16 protein-coding genes are annotated in these 21,302 nt (G+C 62.4%); 15 read left to right on the top strand and 1 reads right to left on the bottom strand.

Annotation, left to right across the window (positions count from 1 at the left end):
* Positions 1-34: 34 nt before the first annotated feature.
* The 13 genes from A9973_RS27735 to A9973_RS27675 all read left to right on the top strand — a co-directional run bounded on the left by A9973_RS27735 (position 35) and on the right by A9973_RS27675 (position 17,950).
* Positions 35-1,216, top strand: coding sequence for a pyridoxal phosphate-dependent aminotransferase (locus tag A9973_RS27735; protein WP_183016824.1), 1,182 nt, complete (start codon positions 35-37; stop codon positions 1,214-1,216).
* Positions 1,217-1,228: 12 nt separating this feature from the next.
* On the top strand, positions 1,229-2,410 hold the full coding sequence (gene argE, locus A9973_RS27730) for an acetylornithine deacetylase (protein ID WP_183016823.1): 1,182 nt from the start codon (positions 1,229-1,231) through the stop codon (positions 2,408-2,410).
* A 42-nt stretch (positions 2,411-2,452) separates the two neighbouring features.
* Positions 2,453-3,769: an MFS transporter gene (locus A9973_RS27725; RefSeq protein WP_183016822.1), complete on the top strand. Its 1,317-nt coding sequence runs from the start codon at positions 2,453-2,455 to the stop codon at positions 3,767-3,769.
* Between the two features lie 106 nt (positions 3,770-3,875).
* Entirely contained in the window at positions 3,876-4,211 is a 336-nt protein-coding gene (locus A9973_RS27720; protein WP_183016821.1) for a hypothetical protein, read from the top strand.
* A gap of 365 nt (positions 4,212-4,576) precedes the next feature.
* Positions 4,577-5,836 carry a nucleotide sugar dehydrogenase gene (locus A9973_RS27715; RefSeq protein WP_183016820.1) on the top strand — a complete coding sequence of 420 codons (1,260 nt, stop codon included), beginning with the start codon at positions 4,577-4,579 and terminating at the stop codon, positions 5,834-5,836.
* A 39-nt stretch (positions 5,837-5,875) separates the two neighbouring features.
* The gene (locus A9973_RS27710; protein ID WP_183016819.1) at positions 5,876-8,356 is read left to right on the top strand and encodes a hypothetical protein; all 2,481 of its coding nucleotides are present in this window, start codon (positions 5,876-5,878) and stop codon (positions 8,354-8,356) included.
* Complete coding sequence (locus A9973_RS27705; protein ID WP_183016818.1) at positions 8,353-10,404, top strand: glycosyltransferase; 2,052 nt, start codon at positions 8,353-8,355, stop codon at positions 10,402-10,404. Before A9973_RS27710 ends, A9973_RS27705 begins: the two co-directional genes overlap by 4 nt.
* Before the next feature lie 42 nt (positions 10,405-10,446).
* A complete protein-coding gene (locus tag A9973_RS27700; RefSeq protein WP_183016817.1) occupies positions 10,447-11,604 on the top strand; it encodes a polysaccharide biosynthesis/export family protein in 1,158 nt (385 codons plus the stop codon).
* Positions 11,605-11,611: 7 nt separating this feature from the next.
* Positions 11,612-12,952, top strand: coding sequence for an ABC transporter permease (locus A9973_RS27695; protein WP_183016816.1), 1,341 nt, complete (start codon positions 11,612-11,614; stop codon positions 12,950-12,952).
* 9 nt (positions 12,953-12,961) lie between these two features.
* Positions 12,962-13,678 carry an ATPase gene (locus A9973_RS27690; protein WP_183016815.1) on the top strand — a complete coding sequence of 239 codons (717 nt, stop codon included), beginning with the start codon at positions 12,962-12,964 and terminating at the stop codon, positions 13,676-13,678.
* 103 nt (positions 13,679-13,781) lie between these two features.
* The gene (locus A9973_RS27685) at positions 13,782-14,831 is read left to right on the top strand and encodes a sugar ABC transporter (RefSeq protein ID WP_183016953.1); all 1,050 of its coding nucleotides are present in this window, start codon (positions 13,782-13,784) and stop codon (positions 14,829-14,831) included.
* Positions 14,824-16,728, top strand: a complete 1,905-nt coding sequence (locus tag A9973_RS27680; RefSeq protein ID WP_183016814.1) for a tetratricopeptide repeat protein — start codon at positions 14,824-14,826, stop codon at positions 16,726-16,728. The genes A9973_RS27685 and A9973_RS27680 overlap by 8 nt, the downstream gene beginning before the upstream one ends.
* Before the next feature lie 25 nt (positions 16,729-16,753).
* Complete coding sequence (locus A9973_RS27675) at positions 16,754-17,950, top strand: polysaccharide lyase family 1 protein (protein ID WP_255469323.1); 1,197 nt, start codon at positions 16,754-16,756, stop codon at positions 17,948-17,950.
* Positions 17,951-17,981: 31 nt separating this feature from the next.
* On the opposite strand, the gene A9973_RS27670 is transcribed toward A9973_RS27675, so the two are convergent.
* Entirely contained in the window at positions 17,982-18,905 is a 924-nt protein-coding gene (locus tag A9973_RS27670; RefSeq protein ID WP_183016812.1) for a LysR family transcriptional regulator, read from the bottom strand.
* Between the two features lie 319 nt (positions 18,906-19,224).
* Between A9973_RS27670 and A9973_RS27665 the strand changes: the two genes are divergently transcribed.
* Together A9973_RS27665 and A9973_RS27660 are read left to right on the top strand one after the other, a co-directional pair.
* Positions 19,225-20,289 carry an LLM class flavin-dependent oxidoreductase gene (locus A9973_RS27665; RefSeq protein ID WP_183016811.1) on the top strand — a complete coding sequence of 355 codons (1,065 nt, stop codon included), beginning with the start codon at positions 19,225-19,227 and terminating at the stop codon, positions 20,287-20,289.
* 34 nt (positions 20,290-20,323) lie between these two features.
* Positions 20,324-21,301: a tripartite tricarboxylate transporter substrate binding protein gene (locus A9973_RS27660; RefSeq protein WP_183016810.1), complete on the top strand. Its 978-nt coding sequence runs from the start codon at positions 20,324-20,326 to the stop codon at positions 21,299-21,301.
* Position 21,302: the final 1 nt, after the last annotated feature.

The following is a 21,302-nucleotide window of genomic DNA, read 5'->3' as shown; positions in this document are numbered from 1 at the left end:
CCACCGCTCCCCGTTCCTCCCATTCGAAACAAGTATGCATTCCAACTCATTCCTTGAAGACGCGGGCCCGACTGCCCGCGCGAGTGTGCGCGCATTGCGGTCTTCGCAGATACGGGAAGTCGCCAATGCGGGCCTCGGGCGCGCCGATGTCCTGCCGTTCTGGTTCGGCGAGCCCGATGAAGAAACGCCGCAAGCCTTTCGCGACGCCGCGATCGCGCACATTGCGTCGGGACAGACGTTCTACGTGCAGACACTGGGCGTGCCGTCATTGCGGGAAAGCCTGGCCTCTTATGTAAGCACGCTGCACAGCCGGCGCGAGGTCGACAACATCGCGGTCACCAGCTCGGGAACGTCGGCGCTCATGACAGCGGTGCAAGCCATCGTAGGCAACGGCGATCATGTGGTCGTGGTGACGCCGCTTTGGCCCAATCTGGTGGAAATGCCCAAAGTGCTGGGCGCAAGCGTCACAACGGTTCCTCTCGAGTTTGCCGCGACGGGTTGGCGCATCGATATGGAGAAGCTGCTGGCCGCCTTGACGCCTGATGTGCGGGCGCTGCTGGTGAACTCGCCGAATAATCCGACAGGCTGGGTCATGTCGGAGGAGGAACAGCGCATCGTTCTCGCGCATTGCCGCAAGCACGGCATCTGGATCATTTCCGACGACGTGTACGAACGCTATTACTACGAGACGCCCGTCGCGCCGACCTTTCTGGATATCGCCGACGAGAATGACCGGGTGATCAGCTGCAATTCCTTTTCAAAGGCTTGGCTGATGACGGGCTGGCGCATAGGTTGGCTGGTGGTGCCGCGCGCGACGCTTCCCGAAATCGGCAAGCTGATCGAGTACAGCAACACGTGCACGCCCGGGTTTGTGCAGAGCGCCGCGACATGCGCGCTGGAGCAAGGTGAGCCGGTCATTGCGCGCACGGTGGCGCGGCTGCGACTGGCCCGCGACCACCTGGCAGCGCGCCTGCGGGAGGTTCCGGGAGTCGAGTTGGCGGGCCCTGCGCCTGGCGCCATGTACACCTTCTTTCGGATCCATGGCGTTGCCGACAGCCTTTCCTTCTGCAAGGCCCTGGTGGCCGGTGGCCGCCTGGGCCTCGCGCCCGGCACGGCGTTCGGGCCGGAAGGCGAAGGATATCTACGCTGGTGCTATGCGAGCGCGCACGATCGCCTGGACGAAGGCGTCGAACGCTTATCCCGATTCCTGGCTTGAGAAGGCTGACCGATGAGTACGCTTGCACACCCCCGCTCCCTGGAATGGATCGAACGGCTGGTCCGGTTTGACACGACCAGCCGGCGCTCGAATCTAGGCCTGATCGAGACAGTACGGGATCATCTGGCGGCAGCCGGACATGCTCCCCGCCTCATTCACAACGCCGACAAGAACAAGGCGAACCTCTTCGTCACGCTGCCGGCGCACGACGGCGGCACGCAGGGCGGTGTCGTGCTGTCCGGCCACACCGATGTGGTCCCCGTCGATGGGCAGGCATGGAGCAGCGATCCTTTCGTTCCCGAAGTGCGCGAAGGGAAGCTGTATGGCCGCGGCACCTGCGACATGAAGGGGTTCATTGGCGTGGCGCTGGCCATGTTGCCGGCGTTCGCCTCGCGACGCCTGCGTGTGCCGCTGCACCTTGCCTTGAGCTATGACGAAGAGGTGGGTTGCCTCGGGGCCGATGCGATGCTGCAGGAATTGGCCCGCTTGGGCGTACAACCGGACAGCTGCGTGGTGGGAGAGCCCACGGAGATGCGCGTCATCTCGGCGCACAAAAGCAGCAATTTGTACCGATGCACCGTGCATGGGCGGGCCGCGCATTCTTCGCTGACACCGCAAGGCGTCAATGCCATCGAATATGCAGCGCGGGCCATCTGCCATATCCGCGACATGGCCGACAGCCATCGCGCGCAGGGCCCGTTCGACCGGGACTTCGAGGTGCCCTACACCACGTCGAACACCGGCGTTATTTCAGGCGGCCTGTCGGTCAACACAATCCCCGATCGCTGCCAGTTCGATTTCGAATTCCGCACTATCCCGGGCGTGCTGGCCCCGGACGTGATTGGCGGCCTGCGTCGCTTCATCACCGGAGAGCTACGCGACCGGATCAAGGCAGAGAACCCGCTGGCCGATATCGAGCTCGAAGTGTTGGCTGAGGTGCCCGGGTTCGATACGGCAGCTCACGCCGAGATCGCGCAGCTGGCGCAGAAATTGACGGGTTCGCGCGGCACGGAAAAGGTGGCTTATTGCACCGAGGCCGGACTGTTCCAGAGGTCGGGAATGACCGCGGTGGTTTGCGGTCCCGGCAATCTGCAGCAGGCGCACCGGGCAGACGAGTATGTAGCACTGTCGCAAGTTCTTCTATGCGAACAGTTCATGGAGAAGCTCGCGGATCATCTGGCGATCGTCGAGTAAAGCGTCTATTGGATAGTCCATATAAAAAAGCAGAGGGAAAAAATGAGTTACTCGAAGGATGCAGTGTGGGATGCTGCAAGCACAGCCCCGGCCAAGGAAGCAGACGTCGACACACGGCGTGCGCAAGCGCGCCGCGCCGTGATCGCGGCGTCGATAGGCAATGCGCTCGAATGGTTCGACATGATCGCCTATGGCACGTTCGCGCTGATCATCGCCAAGCTTTACTTTCCCGCCGCCAGTGAAAGCGCGTCGTTACTGCTTGCGCTTGCCTCGTTCGGCGTGTCATTCCTGATGCGTCCTCTGGGCGCGATCGTGCTGGGTACCTATGCCGACCGCGCGGGCCGCAAGGCGGCGCTGACCATATCGATCTTCCTGATGATGATCGGCACGTTGATCATCGTCTTGGTGCCGACGTACGCCCAGATAGGTATCGCGGCCTCGGTGATCATTCTGATCGCACGCCTCATCCAGGGCTTTTCGGCGGGCGGGGAGTTTGGCAGCGCGACGGCGTTTCTCATCGAGTACGCACCTGACCGGCGCGCCTACTACTCAAGCTGGCAAGTTGCCAGCCAGGGGGCGGCGATCCTGCTTGCCGCATTGTTCGGCGCGGTGCTCAATGCATCGCTGACGCAGGCGCAGCTGGAGAGCTGGGGCTGGCGCGTGCCGTTCATTTTCGGCCTGCTGATCGCGCCGGTGGGCTACTACATCCGCCGCCACATGGATGAAACACCGGAATTCAGCGCCGCCACGGCCTCTGAGTCGCCATTGAGCGACATGTTTGCAGGCCAGAAGATGCGCTTGTTGGTGACAGTGGGCTTTGTCGCCCTGGGTTCGGTGGGCAACTATCTGGCGCTGTACATGCCGACCTATTCGATTCGCCAGCTTGGATTACCTCCCACGATCGGATTTCTGGCGACGCTGGTCACGGGCGTGATCATGACTGTGGGCTCGCCTTTCATCGGATCGCTCGCCGATCGCATCGGGCCCGCACGCATCATGACGGTTGCCGCGATCCTGACGGCCGTGCTTTGCTATCCCTTGTTCTACCTGCTGGTAACCCATCCGACGGTGGTCGTCCTGATGTTCGTCCAGGTCGTGCTGGGCCTGCTCGCAACGTTTTACTTTGCGCCAATGCCGGCACTCATGTCCGCGATCTTCCCGGTGCAGGTCCGCACCACCGGCCTTTCCTTGGGCTACAACATCGCCGTGACGATCTTTGGCGGCTTCGCCCCGTTCATCCTGACCTGGCTGATAGCAACTACCGATTCCAAGTTGTCGCCCAGCTACTATCTGTTCGCGATCGCGATCATGGCAATCGTTTCGTTGACCACCGCGCGCCGGGAGTTCCAACAGCGATAGTCCCTGGTGGCCGCATGATCCAACGCCGGTAACGGGAGTACCCGCCAAAAGTCCGAAGGGCCGCAGTTCAATCTGCGGCCGCCGCACGGGCAGGCGCTTCAAACCGGTGAGCGGCGAACAATATGAGGCCGGCCTGCGCTACCAGGCGCCAGGATCGGACTTCATGCTGTCGGCCGCGGTCTATCAGTCCGGAAAGAGCCGCAATCGCGGCTTTTTTTTGGCGCAAGAGTTGCGGCATGCAGGCGCGATCGCCGTCGGCGGGCATTTCAATGCAGTCATTGGAATAAATCGTACATATGTTGTTGCCGTGAATAGGGTGCCTAACACGGTATCCTTTCTGAATGATGGCGGCTTCCTGGATTTGACTTTGAATTGGTTATATTCCGTGGCGCCATTAATAAATATCCCCTGGGCGGGTATTATCTGTTTTCATTTTCATTAAACAAAAATAAGAAAAACCATTTTTAATATTTATTAACAATCTCGCGGCGAGCTTATGTTGCGGTTTGTGTAATGAATGTAATTATTTGAGGGGATTCCCTAGGTTTATTACGACCTCTCCGACTTATTTCCACAGCAATAAAAATTTTTAGAAAGAAGTTTGCTGTGTAGGCCCTTTACGATTCGTTGGCTCGTCACCCAACACGTATATCTGGGTATCGAGCTGTAATCAATCTTAAGCAATCTGTCGGTCCAACAAGGACAAACGTCGGTCGATTTCATATCGATCACGTGTCGTTGGACGTCGATTTCTAGTGTCTCCGACACGACGAAACAGTGAGGTCCCCCGTGGTAAAGAGAATCGCAGTGTGTGGCCTTGGATATGTCGGCCTGCCCGTAGCCGTCGCATTTTCCAAGCGCTTTGATGTCATCGGCTTTGATGTGGATAAGCGGAGAATCGCACGGCTGAAAGAGGGTGATGACTGGACAGGCGAAATCGAACGCGACGTATTGCTGGCCTCTCCGATGCAATTCACCGATCAGGTGACGGAACTGGAAGGCTGCGACTTCTTCGTCGTCGCGGTGCCGACGCCCGTGGACGAGAAGAACAATCCCGATTTCTCGCTGCTGGTGCGGGCTTGCCGGTCGATCGGCCCCGTGCTGCGCCCGGGCTGCATCGTCGTCTTCGAATCCACCGTGCATCCCGGCGCCACCGAGGAAATCTGCGGCCCCGAGCTGGAAAAGGTGTCGGGCTTGCGTTGCGGCATCGACTTCAAGCTGGGCTACAGCCCCGAGCGGATCAATCCGGGCGACCGCGAGCACCCGCTGGAGAAGATCGTGAAGATCGTGTCCGGCCAGGACGAGGAGTCGCTGGAAATCATCGCCGGCGTGTACGAGAAGATCATCGACGCCGGCGTGCACCGCGCTTCTTGCATCAAAGTGGCCGAGGCGGCCAAGGTGCTTGAGAACACCCAGCGCGACATCAACATCGCGCTGATGAACGAAATGTCGAAGATCTGCGACCTGGTCGGCATCCGCACGTCGGAAGTGCTGGCTGCGGCAGGCACCAAGTGGAACTTCCTGAAGTTCACGCCTGGCCTCGTCGGCGGCCACTGCATCGGCGTCGACCCGTATTACCTGACGTCCAAGGCGCAGGAGCTCGGCTATCACCCCGAGGTCATCCTGTCGGGCCGCCGCATCAATGACGGCATGGCAAACCACGTCGCCTCGCGGATTGTCCAGACCTTGGCTCGCAATGGCCGCCTGAATGCGTCGACCCGTGTCGGCATCCTGGGGATGACGTTCAAAGAGAACGTCCCGGACATCCGAAATTCCAAGGTGGTCGACCTTTACCAGGCCCTGGGCGCCTATGGCATCACGCCGGTCGCGTGCGACCCGATGGCCGACGCGGACCAGATGGAACACGAGTACGGCATCAAGCTCGTCGAGCGCGGCGAATTCCGCGACATGGACGTGCTGATCCTGGCGGTTCCGCATCGCGAAACCATGGAATCCATCTGGGAAGACATGCCCCATCTGGTCAAGAGCGGCGGCATGGTGTGCGACCTGAAGTCCGTGCTTGACAGCAAGCGCCTTGCCTCCGACCTCGTGTACTGGACTCTTTAAGTTCGGTCTCGCTACCCATCACTGCAGGAGAGACCCTGAATGACTGCCTTTACCACTGCTCCGATTGGCACCTGCCGCATCCATACGCCGTTGCGCGATGCCGTGGGACGCTACCCGATCAAACTGCAACTCGGGCGCAACTACGGATTCGTGCACACCAGCGCCGAGGCGTTGCAGCAAGCGCGGTTCATGTTCGGCCAAGCCGAGATTCCCGCCGACGTCCAGCGCTTGATCTTTCGCCCGTCCAACGGCGAACAGGCTCGCCGCGGAACGCACAAGCCGGCCGACCTGTACATGGTCGAACTGTCTTCCCGCAAGTTGCTGACCATCGACGGCTATCCCATCCAGTCCAACTACCTGGTGCGCTACTTCAGCGAATTCTTCGCCGACCGTACCCGCACCCGGATGTTCTGGTCCATGGCCAACGCTGACCGGCTGGCCGAACGGCGCGCCTTGCTGGACCAGGATCCCGTCTTCAAGAGCCTCTCCACGGATGATCGCGGGCTGTTGTCGCGCATCGTGAAGCGCGATCAGACGGACGAAGAGATCGAGGCGGAAATGCGCCAGCTGGTCGACCTGCTCGGCCGCGACAAGGTGGTGTTCGTGACCCACGTCAACGCCTTGACGCCCGACAACGTGCCGATCGAACAGCGCGAACAGCTGATCTCGGCGGTGACCGGCAGCGCGCAGCGCATCGGCGTGCCTTGCTACGACCCGACGCCGCTGATGAACAAGATCGGCCAGGCCGATGCGATGGAAGACGGCGGGCTGGACCTGACGCACTATTCGCCGCTGTTCGCCGAACGCCTGTACGTCGACTGGTTCAAGACCTTCATGCGTCCGCGCATGAGCGCGTCCACGCCGCAAGCCGCCGTGCCCAAGCTCGCGGCCGACGACAGCGTCGAGCGCATTGAAAAGATCTGGGACGCGGGCAACCTGCGCGAGGCATCGCGCCGCGTGCGCGACGTGCTGCGCCGCCATCCCGGGCTGCCTGACCACGTGCTGTTGTTCGCCCGGATTCAAGAAGAGCTGGGTGACTACGAAGGATCGCTGGCGTTGCTGGGCAGCGCCGACGGCGCGCTGGCGACCGGCAGCAAGGCCGAGCAGATCTTGATGCGCAACCAGTTCAAGCTGGGGCGCTTCGATGTGGCCTACTCGCTTGCGGCCGGCCTGCTGGGCGACGAGATCGAGACCCCCGAAATCGTACGGATCGCCGCCGTGTCCGCGGGCCAACTGGGCTACGTGGACGAGGCCCTGGGCAACTGGAAGCAATTGTTCCGCATTTCGTCGCCGGAAGACGCGAGCGCGGTGGAGGCCGCCGATACGGTGCTGTCGCTGCTGCAGACGAGCGGCGACATGGAAGCCGCCATACGCTGGGTCCACGAAGTCCGCGCGGCGATGCCCGCGTATGGCCGTGGCTTCGCGGTGCTGTGGCGCGACCGGCTGCTGGCCGGGGACCGCGCGGGCCTGCGCGCCTTGGCGTCCGAGTCCCCGATGCTGGAGGACGCCGATGCGCTGGAGCTCGTCAAGGAAGCGTCGTGGCGCGGTTGCATCATGGCCGCGGCGGCGTTGGCGGTGTCTTGCCGCCTGGCTGACAGCGGGCAGGAAGATATCCCGGCATGGCTGCATGCGCAGTCGTCGGCATGGGCCGAAGAAGGCAATCGCGCGCTGGAAGAGGGACGCCTGCGTGATGCCGCTGAACGGATCTGCGCGCATCGCCTGCTGAATCCCAACGCGCTGACCGGCGCCCGTGCACAGCGTGCATTCGAGCGCGCCATGCGCCTGGGCGTGCGGGCCGCGCTGCTGGCGGGCAACCATAAGGAAGTGATCGACCTGACGGATATCGCCATCGATACCCAAGTCGATTTCCCCGAGCTGGACGCCATGCGCGGCCGGGCGGCCGACGCGCTGGGCGACAAGCAGACCGCCTTGCGGCATCTGGGACAGGCCGCCGCCAGCGAATCCGCCCCGTTCAGCGCGCAGTTGTTCTTTGCGCGGGCGGCGTTCAATGGCGGCTGGTTCGGTGAAGCCATCGACGCCTACAAGGTGGTCCAGGCCCATCCGTCGGCCGACCAGAGCGCCAAGGACGAAGCCGAGCGCCAGTTGGGCAGGCTTGGGCCCCGCGCCATCCGCGGCGCCCGCGAAATCCTGTCTGCCGGCGATCACCACGGGGCGTGGACCCTGCTGGATCGGGTGGCGCAGTCGTGGCCGGAGATGACCGAGGTCGACCGTGAAAAGCGGCGCATCCTTACCGTCCTGTACGCCGAAGCGCGCGCTCTGGAACCGTCGAGCACGACCGAACGTCTGGCGCTTGGCGAGAAGATTGTGCAGCTCGTGCCCGAAGACCCCATCGGCCTGCGTCTGGCCGCCGTCGGCGCCATGCGGCTGCACCGCTTCGAGCAAGCCTTGCCCTACTGGAGAAAGCTCCAGGAACGTTCCGATAATCCGGCGCAGTTCGACCACTATATCGAGCGCTGCCTGGTGTGGATCGAGAAGATCAACCGGAGAAAGGCGGCATGAATCCACCACTGATCACCGAGCGTGCGGACGCCAAGTCCGATCTTCAATGGGTTCAGGCCCAATTAGAGGAAATCGTCGCGGCTTCAGGGCGGGTTCAAGTCGCGCAGGAAAACCTGGCTCGCGCGAAAGTGCTGGCGCGCGATCACATGGAAGACTCGAAGGTCCGCTTTCTTCTGCTTCGGCTGAAGGAATCGGCGGGCCTGAACGAGGGCATGGCCGAGCAGTGGGCCACGCTGTTGCACGAGTGCCCGGACGACCTTCAGATCGTCCGCTATTGCGCGACGCGCCTGGTGAAGGAACGGCATGTCGAAGAGGCCTTATCCTTGGTCGATCGCCATCTGCCCGCATCGGCGGAGAGTCCGGACCGCTTGTTCGCGCGGGCCAAGCTGCTTAGCGACATCCGTGCGCACGATCAGTCCGACGCATTGTTCCGCCAGCTGATCACGCAATACACGGACCGCAACATGCGCGTCGAATTCGCCAAGCGGCTGCGCAAGCGCGGTCTGCTGGCCGACGCGTTCGAGGCGATCGCGCCTGTCGCAAAACACCTGACGCCGGGCAGCAAGGCGGCGGAACTGGCCGATGGGCTGGCAAGCGACTACGCCTTCTACCAGCGCTTCGAGACCGAGGAAGGGCTGGCCGGCAAGGACATCAGGATCGTGTCGATGAAACACGCGATCCTGCATTTCCGTGACCGGCAAGTTCCCGAGAACTCGCCGGACAAACCCGTATCGGTGGCGCTGGTGACAGGCAGCCTTGGGCCTGGCGGCGCCGAGCGGCAGCTGACTCGGCTTGCGGGCGAACTGACCCGCCTGGCGGAGTTCCCCGAGCAGCGGCCGCCCGATGTGCTCATGAAGACGAAGAAGGTCGAAGTGCTGGTGAAGCAGCACACTGAGCCTCCGGGCTCTACGAAAAAGCAGGATCTGGATTTCTTCCTGCCGGTGCTGGTCAAGGCGCAGATTCCGGTCACGGAAATCAACCGGCTGCCCGCCATCTCCGTGTCCCATCAAGCCTTGCCCGAAGGCAGCCTGAGCCGCTTGCTGGAGCAATTGCCGCCGCCCGTCCACTACGGCGTGACGCGGCTGGCGCCGGTGCTGCGCGCCGATTCGTTCGACGTGGTGAGCCTGTGGCAAGACGGAACGTGCCTGTTCGGCGCGCTGGCGGCGTTGCTTGCCGGCGCCCCGACCATCCACCTTGTGTTCCGCGGGCTGCCGCCGAACATCCGCAAGGACCGCTTCCGCGAAGAGTATCCCGAGCTTTACCAGGCGCTGGCCAAGGTGCCCGGGGTGGTTTTCGTCAGCAATAGCCGCAAGGCCGCCGAGGCCTACTCGGAATGGCTGGGTATCCCGATCATGCGTTTCCACATCCTGTACAACGGCGTGCCGGACCTGGCGACCGACGCCTCGGCCGCCGACCAGGAAAAGTGGAAGGCCTTTCAAGAAAGCACGACCGACGCGACCGAGACGATCGGCGGCGTGTTCCGGCTGGAGCCGGACAAGCGGCCGCAGCTGTGGATCAAGCTTGCCGCGCTGTATCTGAAGGACCGCCCGCAGGCGCGCTTCGTCATCGTGGGCGATGGGCGCATGCGCGAGAACATCGAGGCGCTGGCCGAAGAGCTGTGCGTGACCAACCGGCTGCTGCTTGTCGGGCTGTCCAATCACGTCGGCTATTGGTATTCGCAAATGGACGCCAGCGTGCTGCTGTCCCGCTACGAAGGCCTGCCGAACGTGCTGATCGAAGCGCAGCTTCTGGGGGTACCGGTGATCTCGACCCCCGCCGGCGGCGCGGGGGAATGCTTTGTCGAGAACCAGACCGGCCATTTGCTCACGGATGTCGATCACCCGGATCTGCACGAGGCGTGCGAGAAAGTCGCGTCGATGGTGGACCAGGTGCGCAACAACGAGCAATTGAGGGCGCATAGCCGCAACCGGGCGCAGAAGCTGTTTTCGCTTGACGCGATGCTGACCAAGTTCCTGGCCCTGTGCATGCCCGTGTCTGAAAACGACGAGAGCATGGATCTGCAGCCCATGCGTCTGATGCAAGCCTGATCGGCCGCCTGTCTTTTCAAGCTGCAAAAGCTAAAGGATCTTATGCAAATGAACGTCCCGGCATGGGGCCTGCGCCGCAACGCGGCCCTGGCCTTGATGCTGTTTTCCGCACTTTCACTGACGGGATGCCAACTGCCGCGTTCCGGCCCGATGTTGAGCGAGATGACGGGCGCGCACGACGACAAGGATGTCGTGGTGATGCCCGCGTCGCGCGATCTCGTGCAGGCCAGCAGAGTGCCCGACGTGGCCGATTTCCCTGTGCGCTACCGTGATTTGACGCAAGCGGGGTTCGATAGCCTGGTGCCGGGCGACGGCATCAACGTGAAGGTCTGGGAACGCGGCGGGCTGGGCGTGTTCGCCGCGGACCCGTCCGGCGTGAGCGACTTGGGGAACCAGGAGATCGACCGGTCGGGAAATGTCACCTTCCCCATCCTTGGGAAATTCCGGGCCGAAGGCCTGACGCTGGGCCAGCTGCACGACGCGATCGTCGCGCGGCTGGCCAGGCTGGTCGTGGGCGCCGACGTCAGCGTGACGCGCGCGGCCGATGCGCGTGGCCAGATGGTGACCGTGCAGGGCAACCTGACCAAACCTGGCATGTTCCCGATCACGCAGACGGCCCAGCGCCTGAGCAGCGCGCTGGCGCAGGCCGCGCCCGTGCAGACGAATCCCGAACAGCTCGTCATCAGCCTGCGCCGCGACAACCAGGTGGCGTCAGTGCGGCTGTCGGACATCTACCGCAACCAGAACAACGACATCCTGCTGCGGCCGGGCGATGTCATCACCGCGTATGACTCGCGCGAGTACCTGACCGTGCTGGGCGCGGCGGGGACCCAGGGGCGTGTGGCCATCAGCAAGCGCAACTACAGCGTGCTGGACGCCTTGGCCGATTCCCGGGGCCTTGACGACAAGCTGGCCGACCCGCGTTCCGTGTTCCTGTTCACGCCCGCAAAGGCCGGCGTCCCCGGAAAACCGGACCTGTTGCCCGTCGTCTACCAGTTTGACCTGACCCGTCCGGAACAAGTGGCGCTGGCCCGCGAATTCACGGTGCATGAAGGCCAGGCCATCTATATTTCGGATGCGCCGTTCACCCAGGTGCAGAAGGTCTTGTCGGCCTTCCGCGTCACGATGAGCGCCGGCTTCAGCGCCACGCGGGCTATCGACAGCGATTCGGGCTCCAGTTCTTCCGGCGTATCGCAATAGCGTGTCGATGAGCAACGAGGACCGGATCAAAGGCTGGCGCTCGCGCCGGAAAGACAGTAGCTACGCGGTGGGTGCCGGGGTCTCGGCCTGGAGGCTGGACCCCGCCGCGCTGTTCGAGGAAAAGGCGTCGCCAGCCGTGCTGCTCAAGCCGTTGCTGGCGCGGCTGCAGGGCGAGCCGCACGACTCCGTGGCCGCCCGGCGGGCGGTGTACGAGGCCGTACAGGCGGAGTTGGATGCGGAGATCGCGCGCAGCGCGGTCGACGAGACGCTTGCCGATTTTTCTCGGCGGCGCCTGCGCATCATCGTGCGCCTGCTTGAGCAGGACATCCGCGCGGGCACCGACGTGTTCGCGCCGGGATACATGCCGGCCAAGCTGGTAGCGGAAGACGAGCGCCTGGCGGCGGCGCATGCGCGGCGCGTTGAACGGCGAAAGCAGGACGAGGCGCGCGAGGCGCGCCGCCATGCGTCCCGCAACGATATCGCGCTGGAAGTCGAGCTGTCCCAGGACGAGGCCGGCGACCTCGCGATATTGCGGGATCGCATGCAGGTATTGCATGAAGCGCATCACCCGAATAGCGCCGGCCGTGGCCGGCCGGTCGGTCGCACACTGTTGGCTTTGTTCGTGTATCAGCTGCGCGTGATCCACGGCGAAAGCCGGATCGCCTTGCTGTGGGCGCTGGTCGGCCCCGTGGTGCTGCTGACGCTGATTTCATCGCTGTACATCCTGATGGGCACGCATTACATCCTGGGCATGGATGTGCAGACGTTCTCGCTGTTGGGGGCAACGACATGGATCATGTTCCGGCAGATCATCTTCAGAAGCAGCGCGGCGTACATTTCGGCGCGGGGTTTGCTGAACTTCCAGGGCGTCACGCCGTTGATGTGCGCGCTGGTGCAGGCGCTGATCTACGTGTCGGTGTATCTGGTGGTGTTCGCGGTATTGATCAGCGCCGGCCACGCGTTGGAACTCATCACCTTGCCGGAAAGCTGGGCGGGGTTTGTGCTGTTCGTCGTGCTGATGGGGTGTTGCGGGGCGGCGATGGGCGTGCTGTTCGGCTCGATCGCGACGTTCTGGCATTTCTATCTGAGGCTTGCGCCGGTGATCGAACGTTTCCTCCAGATTTTCTCCAGCGTCTTCTTTGTGTCGGAGCAGTTGCCGGAGCATCTGCGCCCCTGGATCCTCTGGTCGCCGTTCGCGCACGGCATGCAGCTGCTGCGTTCGGCGTACTTCGAGGCCTACGAGTCCCACGACGCGAGCCTGGGATATTTCCTGACGTCGCTGGTGTTCCTGATGGTGGTCGCCCTGGCGGCCGAGCGTCTTGCGCGCCCCAATGTCCAGCCGATGTGAGGGGGAACGATGATTCATCTCAATGGCGTCACTGACGAGCCCTACGCCTTCGGCAGCCGGCAACCGTTGCTGCTCAACGCCGACCTGGATATTCCCGTCGGCCGGTACGCGCTGCTGTCACATTCGCCGGAGCTGCATCGCCAGATCGTCGACGTGCTGTGCAACCTGCGCCCGCCGCGCCAGGGCTTCGTCAAGCACGACGGGGTCGTCTCGTGGGCGATCGGGCGGCAAGGTTTCATCCGCGGCAAGGCCAGCGGCCTGAGCGTCATCGATTTTGTGTGCGAAATGTACGAGATCGACGGGGACGCCACGTACGAACTGGTGGCGGACCTGATCAGCGACCCGAAGGTCCTGGCCAAGCCCATGGAGCATTGGCCACTCTACGCACGGCAGGAGTTCTCGTTCGCACTGGCGCTGGCGCCGGCGTTCGATGTGTACGTGATCGAAGGGGCCATCCCTTTCGAGCCCTGCCGTTTCACCCGCCTGTGGCTGGCTCTGTTCGAAGAGCGGCTGATCGGCCGGACACTCATTTTTTCCAGTTACCGCCAGAATCAGATGGCGGACTACTGTCTAAAAGGCTTGATTTATGAACGAAGCGCTCTCAGCATCGAAGACGACCTCGACCAGTGCATCAGCAGATTCCCCCCGCGACGATCAAGGAGCGAATCCGGCACAGGCGACGACGGCTTCGGCGGCGGCTTCGAGGAAGGGCAGCTCGGCCTCTGAGGGCGGGTCCGAAATCGAACGCCGACGCCGCGAACGGCAATCGTCGCTGCGCGAACGCCGTCGTCACCGGTGGATCAACGCGTTCATCGTCGTCGCGCCCGTCGTGCTGGCGCTGGTCTATGCGCTGGGCATCGCAACGCCCCGCTACGAGGCGGAGTCGCGGTTCTTCGTGCAGTCGGGATCCGGCCAGCAAGGCGGCGGAGGCGGCGCGGCAAGCCTGCTGACCACCGGCAACATGGGCGGCATGCTGGGCGGCTTCGTGGACGGGTGGGCGGTGGCCGACTTCCTCAAATCGCGCGACGCCATGCAACAGCTCGACCGGAAAGTCGGACTGCGCCAATACCTGATCCGCGCCGGCATGGACCCGGTCAGCCACCTTTCCGAGAACTCGAGCGAGGACGACCTTTATCGCGCCTATCAGGCGTCGGTCCAGGTCTCGTTCAACGCGCTGGAGCAGATCGACGTGCTACGCGTGAGCGCGTTCTCGCCGGAAGACGCCGCGACCTTGTCGAAAGCGCTGATCGGCCTGGCGGAGGAATTCGTGAGCTCGATGAACGAAAAGGGCGTGGCCGACAAACTGAAGGTGAGCGAAGAGTCGGTCAGGCTTGCGGAACAGAAGGCGTTTGCCGCGAGAGAGGCGCTGACCGCCTGGCGGACCACGCACGGCAACATCGATCCGACCGCCACGGTGGCGATGCTGCTGAACCTGTCCAGCCAGCTCGAGGGCGAGCTCAACAGCGCGCAGATCAATCTGGACAAGATCCGCGCGCTGGGCAACAAAGACCATTTCATGCTGAAACCCGCTGAATTGCAGGTTTCGGCCTTGCAGAAGCGGATCGCGTCGTTGCGCCGCCGTCTAAGCGGCGAAGGCAACACGGAAGCCAAGCAGCTGAAGTCGTACGAGGCGCTGCGCAACACCCAGGCGTTCGCGGATTCGAACCTGACCTTGGCGCAGCAGACGTACCAGCAGGCGGTGACGGATGCGCTGCGGCTGCAGCGGTACTTGTCCATCATCGCGCAACCGGTGCCGACCGACCGGCCCAGCAGCCCGCGCACGGCGATCCTGCTGCTGCAGGCGCTGGCCCTGGGCTTTGTATTGATGTTCGTCTTCCGCGTGGCGACGGCGTTGTTGAGGGGGTTGCGTCATGGTTGATACGGCTATCGCGAATCGCCAGGCCGGGGCTGAGGCCACCGCCTTGCTGCGCGGCGTCATCAAGGACATCCAGGCCGCCGATGATCCCGCTCGCGACATGGCGGAGCTGGAACCCGCGCTGTCGGGAGTGGCCGACGGCTGGCGGGATGTCCGCCGACTGCTGGTGTCGCCCTTCGTGCGTGAGGGCCGGTTCGCACCCGCTATCGCCGCGCTGGAAGTGCTTGCCGCGGCCTATCCATCGCGCGCCGATGATCGCCGCCTGCTGGCCAGCCTGCTGGGGCGCACCGAGCAATGGGACCGCGCCATCGCCCACGCGGATGCCGCCGCCGGCATCGAACCGGACGACGTGTCGCTGCATGCCGCGCGGATTCAATTGCGCGTGCAGGCCGGACGGGGTGCGGAAGCCGCCGAGGTCGCGCGCGCGACCGTCGGGCTGTCGCAGCGCGAACCGGGCGACGCGTATTCCTGGATGCTGGCCTTCGTGCGCAACGGCGACGTGGCCGAAGCGGCGGGCGTCGCCTCCGCTCTGGATCCCGGTGCGCTGCCGAACGAACGCGTGGCGACGATGGCCGTGCGCGCCTTGCTTGAGGACGGCAGGGTAGAGGCGGCGATCCAGTTCGGGGATGCGGCGCTGAGCGCGGGCCACGATTGCGCCGCGCTGCGCTCGTCGCTGGGGCTGGCGCACCTGCGGCGGGCGTCCGAGGACGACCGCAAGACGCATGCGTTGACCCATTTCGAGGCGGGCCTGAAGGCGTCGCCGGCGGACGTCCGGCTGTTGACGCTCTATGGCGAGACCCTGCTGCGCGCCGGCCGCTACAAAGAGGCGGTGGCGCCGCTTGAGCAGGCCATCAGCCTGGCGCCGGAACTGGAGCAGACGCGGGCCCTGTATGCGCGCGCCCTGCGGTACACGCTGCAATACGGCGAGGCTGCCGACCAGATGATGAAGCTGGTCGGGAAGTCGCCCGACAAGCTGCTCTGGCAGCGCGCGGCCATCGGCGCGCTTTCCCAGGCGGGCCGCAAAGGGGAAGCCGAAGCGCTATACGAGAAATACGTGGCGAATCGCGGCGCGCATTTGCCGGGAACTTTCCAGGAGGCCCTGGCCCAGCTTGACGATCGGCTGCATACCGCCCCGATACCGCAGGCGCGGCTGGATTGGGCCTGGTCGCTGCGCGGCGACGCCAATGCGGACCGGGCAGACTGGGAGCGTCGGGCGCGTTGGGGCCATCTGGTCGACCACCTTCTGTACGACTGGCTTGAATGCCGCGAAGATAGCGCCGAAGAGGCGATGCAGGTGCTTGGCGAACTCGACACTGGCGAGCGCTTCTTCGCACCGCTGTTGGCGGCGGGACGGGGCGTGGTGGTCGCCACCGCGCACGTCGGTCCGATGTATGCCGGGCTGATGGCGCTGGAATTGCTGGGCATCCCGTCGCGTTGGCTCGCGACCGCGCCCAGTGTTGCCCAAAGCAGCTATGCGACGGCCTTGATCTCCACCGCGGACCAGACCGAGGCGCAAGTCGCCAAGGCCTGCATGCGCGCGCTGGGCTCGGGCAATGTGCTGTGCCTGGCCATCGACGGCGCGGCCAACCCTGCCGCCCCGCGGACGACCTTCGAAGGACAGGAAGTGACGTACTCCAGCTTCGCGTCGCACTTGGCGCATCGCCTGGGCGTGCCTTCCGTGTTCTATGCGCCGCGCTGGGAGAACGGCCACGTGGCGTACACGCTGGAGATGCTGCCCGGAGTCGAGCCCGGCGAGAGCGCCGACGCGTATTCGCTGCGTTGGCAAAAGGCTTATTTCGATCGGCTTCGCGAACACGTGGCCGGCCCCCCGGAAAACCTGCGCCTAAGCGGGGGAATCTGGCGCCATGTGCAGGCCGCGGACCGGTCCGCGCAGCCTTAAGGAGCGAACGGCGATGAAATCAGGAATGAATGCGATGCGGTGGCTGCTGGCTGTGGCCCTGTTGCAGGGCGGCGTGGCCGCCGCGAACGAATCGTGCCAAAGCCCGGATGAACACTGCGCGTTCGTCGCGTCGCTGCTTCAACAGCGCGAGGGCTACGGCGCGCGCGCCACGGGCGGTCTGGGCGGAAAGTTCATCGAGGTCACGTCCGACCAGGACGCGGGGCCGGGGACGCTGCGCGCCGCGCTGGCGCAAGCCAAGAAAGGCCCCGCCTGGATCCGCTTCGCGTCCGACATGACCATCGTCCTGCAATCGCAGCTTCGCGTGCCGTCGAACATCACGATCGACGGGCGCGGCAAACGCGTCACCTTGATCGACGACGGGCTGGGCGTGTATGGCAGCCAGAACGTCATCCTGACGCATCTGACGATTGACGGGCGCCTGACCCGCCTGACGCAAGCGGTGAACGTGGCCAATGGCAGCCGCGACGTGTGGGTCGACCATATGGACCTGTCGCGGATGTCCGACCGGCTGCTCAATGTGAAGAACGGGTCGACCGACGTCACGATCTCGTGGACGAAATTCCATAACTCGAACAAGGTGATGCTGCTGAACAACATCACCTCGAAGAACCTGTTCCAGAACTACGAGCGGGATTCGATCGCGCGGGTGACGCTGCACCACAATTACTTCTTCAATACCGTGCAGCGCAATCCCAGAGGGCAATTCGGCACGTTCCACCTGTTCAACAACCTGTTGGAGAACTGGGACTTCTACGGCATGAGTTTCAGCCTGGAAGCCAAGGCGTTCGTCGAAGGGAACATCTTCAGCAACGCCACGCAGCGCAAATGTGTCGAGCCCGAGTTTTCCCCCACGGTGGAAGGCATCAAGGTGAACTACTGCCATTACATCCCCATCGCGTCCAAACGAAGCGCGCTGGAGAACGGCGAATCCGATCGCGGCGCGTACGAGAAGTTGAAGGCGCAGCATGGCTACACGCGGGATTACAAGGCGTTCTTGCGTTTGAAAGACAACCTTTACCTGGGCGACGCGAAGCCGGTGCTGGAAGACTACCGCCCGGATGCCGCGCCGACGCCGCCGTACTGCTACGGTTACGAGAAGGCGACGCCGGAGCTGGCCGAGAAGATCCGCCAGTTCGCGGGGAACACGGCTGGGGATACGCCGTTGCCGGCGTCGCGGACGGGGTCGGGGTGTCAGGGGTGAATGGCTTCAGCGGAGGTGTCGGCGCAAACCGCTACGGCGAAAGCGGCCAATCCTTCACTGTCGCCTTCACCATCTGCAGAAGCCACGCCACGCCCGGATCCGATTGAAATCGGGTGTGCGATGTGGCGATCAACGGCGAAGGCGGGATTTCGATGGGCAGATCGTAAATCTCAAGGCCCAGCAAATCCCCGAACTTGTCCGCCAGCAAATGCGGCAGATGGCAGATGTAGCCGCATTGCGCAGCGACCATGGCCATGACCATGTAGTTCTGGACGACGGCCCCGATCGGTCTTTTCAATCCATTTTCCGCAAGAGCCAGATCGACGATAGAGCCTCGGTGGTCGACAGGATGGATGACTACGTGCGGAATGGAAAGATACTTATCCATCGACATGAGTCGTCCTGGAAGGAGTATTTCCTTCGATAGCATCGCCACCAGCGAAAGCTCGGTCAGTGTTTCATTCTTGATGGATGCGCCATTGATGTCCCGGGTGCTCAGGGCCAGTTGTAAATCCCCTTTTTCAAGCATCGCGCATACCGTTCGCGAGTCGAGCATTGCGCGAAATTTCAAGCTCACGCCGGGCGCTTCTTCCGCTACTTTCTTGACCAGTAATGGGGCCAATGAAAGCTCGACGATTTCGCCTATTGCGATGTCGAATTCCCTTTGAGCCGTGGTCGGGTCGAAGCTGCTTTCCAGAGAAAGCGTGTCTCCGATTTCCTCCAGTGCTTTTCTTATCGGTCCGACCAGACGCTGCGCGAGCGATGTGGGTCGAAGGCCTGCTCTACTTTGCAAGAACAGTTCGTCATCGAGCGCGATGCGCAAGCGCCTGAGAGCGTGGCTAACCGCAGACTGCGTCAGGGAAAGTCGCTCACTCGTTCGAGTGACGCTGCGTGTTTCCCACAACTCAAGAAAAACGGTCAAGAGGTTCAAGTCGAATTTCTTGGTGTTGAACATCGACATTTCGTTTCTAGATTTTTAGGGATGGAATGCGGCGTGGGCCTTCGAGTGGTGGACGTATCTTACGCGTCCGCCAACCGGGAGGGCTAGGCGTGCCAGTACGCCGATGCGCCCGTCCGGCTACGCCTTGGCAAGGCCTGCCGGCCAGGTGCAGGGCTCGAGATCCGGTGCAGCAAAAGCGTATGAACGAGTGTAATGCCAGCAATTAAATAAGATCATTTTTCATTCCTGATGCCCACGGCTAAGCTCGATTCCATCATTCGAAGATCGTCTGATTTTCGATTCGAAGAGAGTTCATCACATACCGGGAAATCAAATGAAGAATGGAACGAAGAAGCTGAAGATGGGTTGGTTCTGCCCCACCAATGGTGACTTGACGGCATTTGGCGATCCTTCCAAGGCGATTCCCCGTACGCCAGACCATTTCCTGAAAGTGGCGGCCAGCGCAGAACAGGCAGGGTTTGAATACATCCTTATTCCAGTTGGCCCTGCGTGCTGGGAAGCGTGGACCTGCGCCTCGTTCATTGCGGCCAACCTGAGAAAGATCAAGCCGCTTGTGGCGATGAAGCCGGGCTTTGTGCATCCGGTTGCTCAGGCAAAGATGATTGCCACATTCTGCGAATTCACGGGCGACCGCTTGTACATGAACCTGATCGCCGGGCTTAGCGAAAGCGAGGCTCAGGCGGAAGGGCAGCTGACTTCGAAGGAAGCGCGATATCGAAAGATGGACGAAGAGGTGACGCTTCTGAAAAAGTTGCTGACCGAGAAGAACGTCCGCTTCGAAGGCGAGTTCTACCATGTCAATGAGCCAGTCATCATCCCGGAAATGCCCAACGGCCATCCTGACTTCTTTCTTGGCGGCGGTTCCGAGCAAGCCAGTGAGATTTCGGCGAAGCACTCTTCAGTCCATCTGTTCTGGGGTGATTACCCCTCGGTCATCGCGGAGAACATCAAAGGGATCAAGGAAGTCGCGGCCAAGTATGGCCGAGAAAATGAGCTTGAGTACGCCATGCGTTTGCAGGTGATTTGCCGTGAGAGCGAGCAGGAGGCTTGGGATTTCGCGCATCAATTGGTTGAGGGCGCAGAGGATCGAAAGGCCATGAAACAACAACGGGATACGCACATCAATTCTGTGGCCAACAGTCGCCAAAAAGCGCTAGCGAACTCAGAAGGCGGGAAATTGACCCCCCATTTGTGGACAGGGATCAACGATGTCCGCTCCGGTGCAGGTGTTGCCGTGGTGGGAAACCCCAAGCAGGTTGCCGACCAACTCTATGAGTTCGTGGATGCCGGTTGCAGTGGATTTTGCCTTTCGGGTTATCCCCACGACAAAGAGGCGGAGCTATTCGGAAAGCTCGTCATGCCCCGCCTCATGAATTGAGCCGACGGACTGATAAAAAATAGTGGAGACGCATATGTCCTTTCGATCAATGGCGCCCGCATGCTACTTGCTGTCCTTCCTGGGGTTTTTCGCGCTCAACAACGCGATGGCTGAAGGCTATCCGGATCATCCGATAAAGATAATCCTTCCCTACCCGGCCGGTGGCGGAACCGATGTCGCGACAAGGCTGGTAACCCAGGAGATGGGAAAGATCCTGGGGCAGAGCATCATTGTCATGAATCGTCCGGGATCAGGAGGAAAAATCGGCGTTGCGCTCGCGAAGCGAGAGAAACCGGATGGCTATACCTTGGTGCTTAGCAGCACATCGACCATGGCGGTCTACCCTGCGATAGACCCGAAACTTTCTTATGACCCCGTCAATGATTTCACCCATGTCGGGTTGATCGCCACGACACCTGGCGTCCTGTTGGCGAATCTTGAGCTGCCCGCTGACAACATCAAGGATCTTGGCAAACTCTTCAATAGTGACCCGTCCAAGTACATCATCGGTTCGGGCACGCCGACCGCCTTTCTGGCCGCCGAGATGTACAAGAAGGCGATCAATGCCGATGTTCAGACGATCAACTACAACGGGAGTCCCCCTCTGCTGGTGGACCTGATTCCGGGGCGGATTCACGCGACGTTCATGATTGCCGGCGCTGCCATACCTGACATAAAAAGTGGCCGGGTCAAGGCCATCGCCGTGACCGGAGACAAACGCATGCCTCAACTGCCGGGCATCGCCACCCTGAAAGAGGCAGGCATGGGGCAGGTGGATGCGTCGACGTGGATCGGCCTTGCATTCCCCAAGGGTGTGCCGGCATCCGATGTGAAGGTCATCAGCGATGCGATGAACCAGGCATTGGCAAAGCCTCAGATCGCGGAGCAGTTGGCCGGACTTGGGTTCCTCATCGAGGGTGGCTCTCCCGAGAGGCATGCCAAGACGGTGGAGTCGGAGCTTGCATTCTGGTCAAAAGCGTACAAAGACGCCGGTTCACCGGCGATGCAATAGA

Source organism: Achromobacter sp. UMC46, assembly GCF_014170335.1.
Lineage (GTDB): Bacteria > Pseudomonadota > Gammaproteobacteria > Burkholderiales > Burkholderiaceae_B > Achromobacter.
The sequence above is the reverse complement of the archived record's forward strand: the minus strand, read 5'-3'. Positions and strand labels throughout refer to the sequence as shown.